Annotated in this window: 11 protein-coding genes; 1 reads left to right on the top strand and 10 read right to left on the bottom strand. The window is 52.3% G+C overall.

The genetic code is table 11. From position 1 onward, the window contains the following. Nucleotides 1-25: 25 nt before the first annotated feature. From glcT to ACE5LO_RS17565, 7 genes are all read right to left on the bottom strand, one after another. Nucleotides 26-874, bottom strand: a complete 849-nt coding sequence (gene glcT, locus ACE5LO_RS17595; protein ID WP_375521315.1) for a glucose PTS transporter transcription antiterminator GlcT — start codon at nucleotides 872-874, stop codon at nucleotides 26-28. Between the two features lie 163 nt (nucleotides 875-1037). Further along, nucleotides 1038-2576, bottom strand: coding sequence for a flotillin lipid rafts scaffold protein FloT (gene floT / locus ACE5LO_RS17590; RefSeq protein WP_375521314.1), 1539 nt, complete (start codon nucleotides 2574-2576; stop codon nucleotides 1038-1040). A 45-nt stretch (nucleotides 2577-2621) separates the two neighbouring features. Continuing rightward, nucleotides 2622-3104 (bottom strand): NfeD family membrane protein, encoded by a 483-nt coding sequence (locus ACE5LO_RS17585; RefSeq protein ID WP_375521313.1) that lies wholly within the window; start codon nucleotides 3102-3104, stop codon nucleotides 2622-2624. Nucleotides 3105-3298: 194 nt separating this feature from the next. Further along, complete coding sequence (locus ACE5LO_RS17580) at nucleotides 3299-4462, bottom strand: iron-containing alcohol dehydrogenase (RefSeq protein WP_375521312.1); 1164 nt, start codon at nucleotides 4460-4462, stop codon at nucleotides 3299-3301. A gap of 196 nt (nucleotides 4463-4658) precedes the next feature. After that, nucleotides 4659-6260 (bottom strand): UDP-glucose--hexose-1-phosphate uridylyltransferase, encoded by a 1602-nt coding sequence (locus ACE5LO_RS17575; RefSeq protein ID WP_375521311.1) that lies wholly within the window; start codon nucleotides 6258-6260, stop codon nucleotides 4659-4661. A gap of 14 nt (nucleotides 6261-6274) precedes the next feature. After that, nucleotides 6275-7264: a UDP-glucose 4-epimerase GalE gene (galE, locus tag ACE5LO_RS17570; RefSeq protein WP_375521310.1), complete on the bottom strand. Its 990-nt coding sequence runs from the start codon at nucleotides 7262-7264 to the stop codon at nucleotides 6275-6277. A gap of 2 nt (nucleotides 7265-7266) precedes the next feature. Next, entirely contained in the window at nucleotides 7267-8445 is a 1179-nt protein-coding gene (locus tag ACE5LO_RS17565) for a galactokinase (protein WP_375521309.1), read from the bottom strand. A 244-nt stretch (nucleotides 8446-8689) separates the two neighbouring features. Between ACE5LO_RS17565 and ACE5LO_RS17560 the strand changes: the two genes are divergently transcribed. Then, nucleotides 8690-9544, top strand: coding sequence for an AraC family transcriptional regulator (locus tag ACE5LO_RS17560; protein WP_375521308.1), 855 nt, complete (start codon nucleotides 8690-8692; stop codon nucleotides 9542-9544). Nucleotides 9545-9624: 80 nt separating this feature from the next. Here ACE5LO_RS17560 and mgrA read toward each other — a convergent pair whose 3' ends face one another. The 3 genes from mgrA to ACE5LO_RS17545 all read right to left on the bottom strand — a co-directional run bounded on the left by mgrA (nucleotide 9625) and on the right by ACE5LO_RS17545 (nucleotide 12303). Further along, a complete protein-coding gene (mgrA, locus tag ACE5LO_RS17555) occupies nucleotides 9625-10641 on the bottom strand; it encodes an L-glyceraldehyde 3-phosphate reductase (protein ID WP_375521307.1) in 1017 nt (338 codons plus the stop codon). A gap of 110 nt (nucleotides 10642-10751) precedes the next feature. Beyond that, nucleotides 10752-11504: an NAD-dependent protein deacylase gene (locus ACE5LO_RS17550; protein ID WP_375521306.1), complete on the bottom strand. Its 753-nt coding sequence runs from the start codon at nucleotides 11502-11504 to the stop codon at nucleotides 10752-10754. Between the two features lie 31 nt (nucleotides 11505-11535). Beyond that, entirely contained in the window at nucleotides 11536-12303 is a 768-nt protein-coding gene (locus tag ACE5LO_RS17545; protein ID WP_375521305.1) for an HAD family hydrolase, read from the bottom strand. Nucleotides 12304-12570 lie beyond the last annotated feature (267 nt).

The following is a 12570-nucleotide window of genomic DNA, read 5'->3' as shown; positions in this document are numbered from 1 at the left end:
TGCAATCCTTTTCATCACAAATTTATCAGCTTTCTTCCTTCCGCTGCTGCAGCCGCTGAAGGTGCATCGTCAAATAGCTGACTTCCGCCGGATAGACAGGCTGATGTAGCCGGTTTTCCATAATTTTCGTCAGCTTCCATGCCAGCATATACATTTCCGGGTATTCTGCATTCAGAAGCTTGTCGAGCTTATGCATTTCCTGAACCTTCTCACCACGCCGGATTCGCTCCAGCGCAAATCTCAGATGGGTCAACAGCCGGGAATAGTCCAGGGAATCCGTAGGAATTTTATAATCAAGCGTCTGTTCCACGACCTGTACCAGATCTGAAATAAGCTGAGAATGCTCCTTGACCTGGGAAATATGCTGGTTGGTCAAAGCGCTGTAGATATGGAGCGCGATGAAACCGATTTCGTCACTACCCAAATCAATGTTCAGCTTGTCATGGATTTTTCGGACCGCGGATTCAGCCAGTTTATACTCCTCCGGGTAAATTTCCTTCGTCTCATACAAGAACGGATTATGAATCGTAATCCCCTGCTCTTTGCGCTTCATGGCAAAAGCAATATGATCCGTTAAGGCAATATGGATATGCTCGTTCAAGGGCGCGTTGACCTGTCCTTCAATATCATGTATGACTTCGCCGATAATTTCGATCAGCTTCTCATCCACCTGCGGAAGGAGCTGCTTGTACTGCTCCTGCTCATCCTGATTGGTCAGGATAAACATTTTCTCAACAGCATCCAGTGAAATCTGATCTTTGGATTTACGGTTGAAACCGATTCCTTTTCCAATGACGACAACTTCCTGGTAATCCGGATGTATGCCTATGATGACGTTATTATTGAGTACTTTGGACACTTGTAGGCCGCTCACATTCGCACCTCATTTTTATACCCACTTCTGTCAGCTAAAAGTAACAAATAATACGCTGCAGGTCAAATAGAAGTGCTTTACCCTGGGAGATGAAGGAGAACACAAAGTCAATAAAACCGCCCTGCAATAAATTAGTGCGAATTGCAGGACGGCTTCAATTCTTTTATTCTTTGGCCGGCGCTAATTCGGCAGCTGTTGCGGCAGCTTCACTGCCCGCCGCAGGAACTGGCACAGCGTGCGTCGGCTCCACTTTCTGCCTGGTCAGCCCCTGGATCATTGCTTCCAAATCAAGACCGGATACACTTTTAAGCATTTCGGGAGCCGTGGACATCAGCTCGGTCACGTAATTGCTTACACGTGCCGCGCCTTCTCCCTTACCGGTATCAACCACCGTCAGTTTATCGATGGATGAAATCGGAGCAGCAATTTTCCCCGCCAGTTCAGGCAACATTTTGACGATAATATCGAGAACGGCTGCCTCGCCAAATTTCTGGAACGCTTCCGCCAGCTTTTCCTTCGCCTCGGCTTCCGCAAGACCACGCAGACGAATGACCTCCGCGTCAGCCGAGCCTTTGGCCAGTTCCGCCTCTGCCATAGCCTGGCCTTCCAGACGCTTCTGTTCCGCCGTTGCCTGTGCCTGTTTTTCAATGGAATATTGCATCGCATCGGCTTCACGCATTTTACGCGCCTTTTCCGCCTCGGCAGCCTGTTCGACCGCGTAACGGTCCGCTTCCGCTTTTTTCTTCACTTCGGCGTCATACTGCTTTTCACGAACCTGAATCTCTTTTTCCTGCAGGTCAATTTCACGTTCCTTGCGCACAAGCTCTACCTTCATCTGCTCTTCCACCGCAGTTTGCTTCGCGCGTGCTTCCTGAATGTAATACGCTTGATCCGCTTCCGCTCTGGCTGTATCCTGTTCCTTCTTGAAGGCAGCCACCTTCAGTTCTTTCTCTTTCTCCGCTTCAGCAATATTCGTATCACGCAGCAGCTCGGCCTTCTGCCCTTCCTGCTCCGCCTGTGCCTTTTGGATTCTAGCATCCCGCACCGCCTCGGCTTCCGCGATCTCGGCATCCCGCTTGACCGCCGCAATCCGCGGCTTACCGAGCGCATCCAGATACCCGTGCTTATCCCGGACGTCCTTGATAGTAAAGGAGACGATCTGCAGTCCCATCTTCTTCAGATCACGAGCCGCGACACCCTGCACCTCCTGGGCGAAGCGGTCACGGTTTCGGTAAACCTCTTCCACTGTCATCGAACCAAGGATCGCCCGCAGGTGGCCCTCCAGCACCTCCTGAGCCTCGCCCTTCAGCGATTCAAGCGGTTTGCCGATAAATTGTTCCGCAGCCGTCGCCACATCTTCAATGGAACTGCCGACCTTGATAATGGCAACTCCGTCCGCGATAACCGGAACTCCTTGCTCGGTGTACACCTCAGGTGTAGTAACATCCAGCTTGTGGGACAGCAGCGATATAAACTCGGACTGCTGAAAAATCGGCCATATAAAAGCTCCCCCGCCCCGTACAATTTTAATTTTCCGACCGGACTCATCCTCTGAAATGTTTTTATTGCCCAGAAAAGAACCCGTCACAATCATGGCTTCATCTGGCCCAACTGTCTTGTACCTTGCCCAAAAGGCAATACCCAGAACCAAAATGACCGCTACTACAATACCCGGAATCAGAAAAATATCCCATTCAACCATGCAAATCCACCCTTTCTTGTTTATGTAGGTCAACAACCCAACACACTACATCTCCAAATCCGATACTCTGACTACTCCGTCGCTTACCTTAACCACCACGATTCGTGTACCCGCTGAAAGTGGCATGCCGTCAAAACTGGAGGCCGTATGGATCGTGTTGGCAGCACCCAATTTGATCATGACCTCGCCGTAACCTGTTTCCGGCACCGGGATGGTTACCTCCCCGATTTTCCCTTCCAGCTCCTGCATCGAAAAACCCATAGAAACCTCGCTGTTAGCCGCAGGAAAGACAAAACCGAACAGCACCAGCAGCGCTGCCGCGACAGCAATAAGCAGTGAAATCGCAAAGACAGCTCCATTTCCCAAAGCCGTGTACTTTAACAGCAGAATACCGGCTCCTCCAAATGCTGTACCCGCTCCTGCAACCACGATCGGCTTAAACCAGTCTCCGAGAACATCGCCAATAAACACGGTCACAATCGTAAACAAGGCCCCACCGATCAAAAAACACCAGAACAATGTTTCCATCCGATCCCCCCCCCTCTTGCCGCTTGTGTAGGCCTATATCAACATATACGTATAAAATAGAAGCAAGTTTCATTATTTTCCTTTAATTCCATCAACAAATCAGTAAAGTGTTTGCTTTGGGAATACTAAAAGACAAAAAAGGCTGCTTCCAGCCAATAAATGACTGAGAGCAGCCTTTACTGCACACCTTAAAACTACAGAGATGCCTTATAAATAGCTATAACATCCTCACGCTGTAGCTTGTTGAAACCGCCGAAAGGACCGAAACGCATAGCTTTATCCGCCATCAACTCGATGTCCTTATCTCCGATATCATAATCCGCCAGACGGCTTGGGGCACCAATGGAGCTCCAGAAGTCACGCAGCGCCTGAATGCCTTCTTCGCCAACTTGCTCATCACTCTTGCCCTCCGGATTCACGTTGAACACATTGACCGCAAGCCGCTTGAACCGCTCCGGCTTCACATGCAGGTTATATGTCATCCAGTTCGGGAAGATAATCGCGAGTCCTCCTCCGTGCGGAATATCGTATACAGCCGATACGGCGTGCTCAATATTATGGGTTGCCCAATCCCCTGCGAGCCCCATGTTCAGGAATCCGTTCAGCGCCATGGTGCCACAGTACATAATCGTCTCGCGCAGCTCGTAGTTTTCGAGATCCTCCACAAGCTTTGGTGCCGTTTCAATGACGGTCCGCAAAACAGTTTCACACCAGCCCAACTGCACATGGGTATTCGTTTCCAGATGGAAATAATGCTCCAGCACATGGGTCATCATATCAACCATACCGTATATCGTTTGATCCTTAGGCAGCGTGAAAGTAAACGCAGGATCAAGAATGGAAAACGCCGGGTAAGCAAGCGGACTGCCCCAGCCCATTTTTTCCTGTGTAGCTTCATTCGTAATTACCGAACCGCCGTTCATCTCTGAGCCGGTCGCCGCCATCGTCAGCACCGTACCGAGCGGAAGCGCGTCCTGGGGAACGGCTTTACGCTCCACAAAATCCCACATATCCCCGTCATATTTGGCACCGACGGCAATCGCCTTCGCACAGTCAAGCACACTGCCCCCGCCGACCGCCAAAATCAGTTCGATATGATTGGCCTTGCACAGCTCCACACCCTTATGTACCGTAGAGAGGCGTGGATTCGGCTCAACGCCTGCAAGTTCCGATACTTCCGCATCGCTTTCATGAAGCAGGGCAATCACCTGATCGTACAGACCACTGCGTTTAATGCTGCCGCCTCCATATACAAGAAGCACACGTTTACCATATTTCGGAACCTCGCGTTTGAGGAGTTCAAGCTGGCCCTTGCCGAAAATTAAGCGGGTCGGATTACGAAATTCAAATGCTTTCATCGTAAACATTCGCCTCCAATATTTGGTATAGTTTCTATCTCCACTTTATTATTATATTCCTCTCAGGCACAATAAACAAAATACAACGTTATATTGCCGACAATTTAATATCTACAAATGTTTCTACCAAAAAAGAAAGCCGCATTGTACATGGGACTTCCCCGTACAACTGCGGCTTTCTTTTTTCTTTTTATTGTCAGACCGGAAGATAACCAAGGCTGGTGAGAAAACGGTGGAAGGCAGCCTGTCCTTCATCGTTTCTTTTGAATACACCGGCATGCTCCAGAATCGTGCTAAATTTCAATCCGACCTCATTTTGCAGCAGACGCACGGCTTCTTCCTTCTCCATACTCCGTCCAAATTTGCCGATTAGTTCGTCAATCCAGCCAGCATGCTTGTGCAGTGGATGGTCATCCTGTGCTGCCGCCTCCACAAGCGCCACATCTCCGGACAGAATATCCGCGATTGCGTCTAACTCTTCCTTCAACCGGCCCGGCAGAATGGCAAGCCCCATAACCTCAATCAAACCGATATTTTCTTTCTTCAGATGGTGCATCTCCCGGTGCGGATGAAAAATGCCTTCCGGGTGCTGCGCATTGGTACGGTTATTGCGCAGCACCAGATCCATCTCGTAGCTGCCGTCCAGTCCTCTGCGCACAATCGGGGTTACCGTATTATGCGGCACTTTTTCCCCATCGGCTTCAGAAAAAGCCAGCACATCTACCGACGCATCGCTGTACTGCTTCCATGCTTCATATAAAGCATCACCCGCTTCCAGCAACTGCTCCGGATCGGAAGAGGTGAAACGTACCACCGACATCGGCCATTTCACCACAGCCGCCTGCACGGACGGATAGGAAGGATGCGTGAATACCTGCTCCTTTTCCGCCTTTTGAATCGCAAACGTATGCCGCCCTCCCTGAAAATGGTCATGGGTCAGTATCGACCCGCCCACGATCGGCAGATCCGCATTCGAGCCGATAAAATAATGCGGAAATGAATCCGTGAACGACAGCAGCCGCTTGAGCGTATCACGTGTCAATTTCATGGGCACATGATCATGATGGAATACGATACAGTGCTCGTTGTAGTATACATACGGCGAGTATTGGAAAAACCACGGCTCTCCGTTCATATCCAGCGGAATAATGCGCAGATTTTGCCGTGCTGGATGGTTCAGCCGTCCCGCATAACCGACATTTTCCCTGCAAAGCTGGCATTTTGGGTATACAGGCGGCGGCAGCAGCTTGGCCATGGCAATTTCCTCCGGGCTCTTCTCCGGCTTGGACAGGTTGATCGTAATTTCCATATCCCCATATGGCGTCGGCTGCTTCCAGTATGCATTTTTGTTCACACGATCCATCCGGATGTAGTTGGAGTCAATCGACAAGCGGTAAAACCAATCCGTCGCCGCTTCAACTCCCCCTTCTGCCGTCTTCTCCCGAAATGACCGTACCACTTCCGACGGTCTGGCCATCAGCATGCCCATAATTTTGGCATCCAGCAGATCCCGGTACGTATCGGTATTTTCAGGAATCAGACCGATCTCATAGCCGTAATCAATCAAAACATCCAGCGCCAGCTGCGGGCTATCAAGCACGGCGGCATCCGTCTCCCCTGCAAAGGGCTCATCAAAGCCGAACCGTTCGAGCAGCAGGTTACGGCTGTAATCGATATCGGCCTCTTCAATTAATCCACGGGCCGCCGCAAAGACGGTCAGACGCTCAATGGCCTGGAGAGCCGCCTCGCGCAAGCCTGGATGCGCTTCAGATATGGATGTCTTCAATCCGTCAGTCATGATACTGCTCCTCCCTAGTTGTCACCATAGCCGTTGGGACGGGACTGGTGCCAATTCCATGCGCCCTGGATGATGTCATCAAGCTTCGTACGGCTTGGTGTCCAGCCCAGCACGCTGCGGGCTTTATCCGAGGAAGCCACCAGCACCGCCGGATCACCGGCACGCCGCGCTTCCATAACGACTGGTATATCCAATCCTGTCACCTGTTTGGCCGTTTCAATGACCTGTTTGACCGAGAAGCCCTGACCGTTGCCCAGGTTGAAAATATCGCTGTTATTGCCTTTACGCAGGTAATCTACAGCACGCAGATGGGCGTCAGCCAGATCGCTGACATGAATATAGTCACGGATGCAGGTGCCGTCAGGGGTATCATAGTCTTCCCCGAACACTGAGATATGTGGCCGCTGCTTCAGGGCCGCCTGCAGCACAAGCGGAATCAGATGGCTCTCCGGACGGTGATCCTCCCCGATTTTACCGCTCTCATGCGCCCCGGCCGCGTTGAAGTAACGGAGGGACACGTACTTGATGCCCAGCACTTTATCAAACCAGGCCATCATGCGCTCCATCATGAGCTTGGTTTCACCATAGACGTTGGTAGGCTCCGTGCGGTCTCCTTCTTCAATCGGCACCTTTTCAGGCTCGCCATAAGTCGCAGCTGTGGAAGAGAATACGATTTTGGAAACACCCGCCTCCTTCATCGCCTCAAGCAAGCAGAGCGTCCCGAATACGTTGTTGTCATAGTACTTGCCCGGGTTCTGCATGCTTTCCCCAACGAGTGAATTTGCCGCAAAGTGAATGACTGCATCAATCTCATTTTCCTTGAACACTTTGGCAAGCAGTTCCTTGTCGCGCAGATCCCCCTCATATAGCTTGCCGCCAAGCAGCGAACCGCGATGACCAGTCTGCAGGTTATCCACAACTACAACATTTTCGTCTCTGTCCAGCAGAGCCGCAACGGTATGAGAACCAATATACCCGGCTCCACCTGTCACCAAAATCGTCATCGTCACATGTCCCCTTTCAGTTCTTTAACTCCGTCGCCTACTCCGCAAACGTAAAAGCTGCCTTCAAGTCCGGTACGAGTCTTATACGCCTCACCGACCTGCTTTACAAACTGATCCACATCCCCTTCATGCACCAGGGAAACTGTACAGCCTCCAAAACCCGCGCCTGTCATACGTGCCCCGAGCGTTCCAGGAATGCGCCGTGCTTCCTCCACCATCACATCCAGCTCCGTGCAACTGACCTCATAGAGATCGCGCAGGGAATCATGGGACGCATTCATCAGCTGTCCGAATGTGACCAGGTCGTTTTTGCTCAGTGCCTCGACCGAGGCCAGCACACGGGCGTTTTCTTCAACCACGTGCCGGGCCCGTCTTCTGACCGTCTCATCTTCGATCCGGTTCTCCAGTGCCTTGAACTGCTCCTCGGTGAGCTGTGCCAGATATTCCAGCGATGGCATCTCCTTGCGCAAAATGTCCAGTGCTTCGACGCATTGAGTACGGCGCTCATTATAAGCGGAGTCCACCAGCCCCCGGCGTTTGTTTGTATTGCCGATGATCAATTTATAATTGCCTGTCTTAAACGGTACCTTCTTATATTCCAGCGTGTCACACATCAGCAGGATCGCATGATCCCTGGCGCCGTTGGCCACAGCAAACTGGTCCATGATGCCGCAGTTCACGCCGACATAACGGTTCTCGGCCCGCTGGGAGAGCAGGGCGATTTCAACCGTGTCCGTTGCCTGTCCCTCAAGGGACAGCAGCGTGTAACCCGTAACCACCTCAATCGATGCCGAAGAAGACAATCCCGCACCGTTTGGAATCTCTCCGTGGAACAGCAAATCGTATCCGCTGGAGAGCTCAATGCCTTTTTCCTTCAGTTCAACGATCACGCCGACCGGGTAATCCACCCATTCGCCTGTTTTCTGCTTGCCGGCGTCTTTGACGGGTATGACCATCTCATATTCAAAATTGGTGGAAGCAAAATGCAGCTCGTCATCATCCCTTGCCCGTACCACCAGTGTCGTTCCGAATTCCAGTGCCGCAGGCAGCACATACCCGCCATTATAATCGATGTGCTCCCCGATCAGGTTGACCCTGCCCGGCGCCTGAAACAGGCGCAAAGGCTGGGCTCCGTCCCCGTATTTTTGCTTGAATTGTTCTGTCAGCTCATGTGTATTCACTTATTATCCACCCCACTGCAATAGTCAGTTCTTGATCATGTGCGGCTTCGGCATAACCGGGTTGCCGACCGCGCCGTTACAGCAGCATTTGATGATTCTGCTTTATGTAGACAGTATAATTGAAAAACGCTCTCGATGTAATGCAGCCATGTGTTATACATATGGATAAATGTGACCTCGGACAGTAAAATGAAGATAAACGCGACCGAAGTCCCAGACCCTGCTTTAGAAAGGAGGAGGCATTATGGATCATTCGGCACACACTTATTCCGTAGCTTCCAATCCGGTGTATTACGAGCACAGCCCGCTTCATGTGCTGTTCGCCGGAGAAAGCCAGACGAAACCGGGGCATGCGCTTGGTCCCAAGCTGTATGATTATTATCTGCTCCATTTCGTGGAATCCGGTCACGGCTGGTTCCGGACGGAGCAACGGACCTATCACCTGAGTGCAGGAGACTGCTTTCTGATCCATCCGGGCCAGTTGGTCAGCTATGTATCCGATACCGATGCCCCCTGGCGGTACAGGTGGTCCGCCTTTATCGGCAGCGAAGCCGACCGTCTTATCGAGGAAGCCGGTTTCGGAACGGATGCACCGGTATTCAAAGCTTTCGGAGACAGCCGGATTCCGCAATGGATTCACGCCATGCAACAGACCTTTTATGGCAGAAAAGCAAGCTCCCATCCTGCTTCCCTCGGCTATCTGTACCTGATCCTCGCCGAGGCGGGAGAGCATCTGACGGAAGCTGCCAAGCTGCCTGGGCCTGACTCACAGGTCAGAATCACGGTCAAACAAATGATTCAGTACATGTCTACACAGTATGCCCACCCGGTGTCCATCGAACAGATGGCCGCCAGCCTCGGTTATAACCGGGCCTACTTGTCCCGTATTTTCAAGAAGGAAACCGGCCTGTCACCGGTGACTTATCTGCTCAAACTGCGGATCGACAAGTCGCGGCAGCTGCTGCGCGAACGGCCGGAGCTGTCCATTGAGCAGGTCGCCGCCTCGGTGGGGCTGCCGGACGCACTTTATTTTTCCCGCCAATTCCGGCGCTTCTACGGGCAATCCCCGACAGAATACCGGATAACGGTCGGCAAATAAAGCCCGGATAAGTCAGCAGCCCGCTCTTATTGGCGGGCTGCTTTGCGAACGGCTTCTGATGCGCCGTCCTATTATACCGTTTATTTATGGCCTTCCTGGCCCCCTGCGGGCTGAAGGATGGAATCAATTCTTTCCAGTTCGTCATGCGTAAATTCCAGGTTCGAAAGAGCCGCAACGTTCTCTTCAATCTGCGACACCCGGCTTGCGCCGATCAGAGCCGAGGTCACACGCCCCCCGCGCAGCACCCAGGCCAGCGCAAACTGCGCAAGGCTCTGCCCGCGCGCAACAGCCATCTGATTCAGGGCCCGCACTTTACGGATCGCTTCCGGGGTAATTTGCTCTTTATTCAAAAAGACCGACGTGCCTGCCGCCCGCGAATCCTCTGGTATCCCGTTCAAATATTTGTTCGTCAGCATTCCTTGGGCAAGCGGGCAAAAGGCGATGCTTCCAATGCCGTTTTCATCCAGCACATCCTGCAGCCCGTTTTCAACCCAGCGGTCCAGCAGCGAATACTTCGGCTGATGGATCAGCAGGGGTGTGCCCAATTCCTTCAGAATGCGGCTCGCTTCTGCGGTCTGTTCGGCATTGTAATTCGACACGCCCACATACAGCGCTTTGCCTGACCGGACGATATGGTCCAGCGCCATCATCGTCTCCTCCAGCGGAGTCTCGGGGTCAAAACGGTGGGAATAGAAGATGTCCACATACTCCAGTCCCATTCGTTTCAGGCTCTGATCCAGGCTGGAGATCAAATATTTGCGCGATCCCCACTCGCCGTAAGGGCCGGGCCACATATAATAACCGGCCTTTGTGGAGATAATCATCTCGTCACGGTAGGGCTTCAGATCGCCGGCAATCACCTGACCGAAGAATTGCTCCGCCGAGCCGGGTGGTGGTCCGTAGTTATTTGCCAGGTCAAAGTGGGTAATGCCTAAGTCAAACGCCCGGGTAATCATGTTGCGTCCGTTCTCAGCATTGTTGATTCTGCCGAAATTATGCCATAATCCCAATGAAATGACCGGCAGCTTCAGCCCGGATTTACCGGTACGGTTGTATTTCATGCCTTCATAGCGGTCTTCGCTAGCCAAGTAAACCATACCCATCCCTGCCTCTCTGACTATGAAATAGTAACTGATAAATACTTCCAGAGTTCATCATAGCTCTTTTATCCGGCCTTTGACAAGAAAACGATTACAGTCTTCCTGCATCAAGCTTGGCCTGTGGACAATATTACCGCCACCCGCTCCATCACCTGTCCGATCGGATCGGTAATCAGCAGATTCGCCTTTGCATCGTAAGGGGTCGAATCGGCATTCATAAGCACGGTTCTCGCCCCTCTAAAATAAGTAACCAGCGACGCTGCCGGCTGAACCGTCAACGAGGTGCCTCCGATGATCAGCATATCCGCACGGGAAATGGCCTCGACGGAATCGTAAAGCGTCTCCTGGTTCAGCTCCTCCTCATATAAAACGACATCAGGCTTGATGATCGCACCGTCATGCTGACAGCGCGGAACCGCATCCTCTGCCGCCATAACTTCCTCCAGACTGTAAAAACGTGCGCATTTCATGCAGTAATTCCGGTGCACAGAGCCATGAAGCTCCAGCACCCGGCTGCTGCCAGCCTTCTGGTGGAGTCCGTCAATGTTCTGTGTGATGACCGCCTGCAGCCTGCCCTCCATTTCAAGGCTGGCCAACAGTCGGTGGCAGCCATTCGGCTCTGCGTCAGGATGCAGCATTTTACTGCGGTAAAAATCGAAAAAAACGTCCGGATGCTCCATAAAAAACGTTCTGCTCAGCATCACCTCCGGCGGATAGGGCAGCTGCTCTTCCTGCCGATAAAGCCCTGCGGCAGACCTGAAATCAGGGATACCGCTTTCCGTCGATGTTCCCGCTCCTCCGAAAAATACAATATTGCGGCTTTCGCCGATCCATTGTGCCAGCCTTTCCTCCGGCTTCATCTTTTATCCGCCTCCATGACGTTGAACTTGTTCAAAACCTGACCTGCAAATCCTCGTAGCTGTGAAAAATGATATCCGCATCCGCCAGATGCTCTGTCAGCTTCGGGTCGGGGGCAAAGCCCAGCTTCAGCCTCACACCGGCATGCTTTCCCATCTGCATATCCCCGTTGCTATCCCCGATGATCACCGTATCGGCCGGGGCTACATCCAGTTCTTCACAGGCTTTCAGCACCATATCTGGTGAAGGTTTCCCTTCCCTGACATTATCATAACCGATCACGGCCGCAAAATGGTGGCGGAAGCCGAGCCAGTGCAGATGCTCCACCGCTTCCTTCCCGGCGTCCGAAGTGACGACCCCAAGCTTCAGTCCGGCTGCCCGGCATTGTTCAAGAAATGGGGATAGTCCCGGAAAAGCCTGGGCAGGACGGCGGTTGCGAAGATCGGTCATGGCTGTTTTGCTGAAATGCCTGACCTGCATCACCGCCTCATCCCATGGCACCCCGGCTGCGTAGAGCTGCCATGCCAGCAGACCGGTCGTTTCCTCAACCGTGCCCATAGCAAACGGTCCGCGCAGGTCGTAGCTGACAACACACCCCTTACGGTCAAGCACAGTTCCCAGAAGCCGCTCCTTGCCGCCGATAATTTCGGCCCCGATGACAGCCAGATGCCGTTCCATCATATTCAGGACAGAGCCCGCCCATGGTCCCCACATCTGCAGGAAATGCAGCAGCGTCCCGTCTTTATCAAACAGGATCGCCCGGCAGGGCTCAAGACGTGTCCCGATCTGCAACTCAGGCATGCTCTTCCTCCCTTACGGCGGTATCCCTGTTCACGATTCCCGCACTGGATGATTCTCCCTAATTATAACTCACCTTTCCGCAAAACCATATCAAAGGAGAGATGTTAGGAGCCACCCAGAAACGAAAGCAGCAAGCTTTATCAAAGCGTATCACCATGGCAAAAGGCCGGTCAAATTCAGGGATCAGGCACTCTTACCCGCTCCCTCCATACAACCGACACAATTCAGGTAAATGTGAGCGTTTACTATTGTGAATATTATCACAAT

The sequence above is a fragment of the Paenibacillus medicaginis genome (genome assembly GCF_042138635.1).
GTDB classification, from domain to species: domain Bacteria; phylum Bacillota; class Bacilli; order Paenibacillales; family Paenibacillaceae; genus Paenibacillus; species Paenibacillus medicaginis.
Note: the sequence above shows the minus strand (reverse complement) of the source record. Positions and strands in the feature narration are given on the sequence as shown.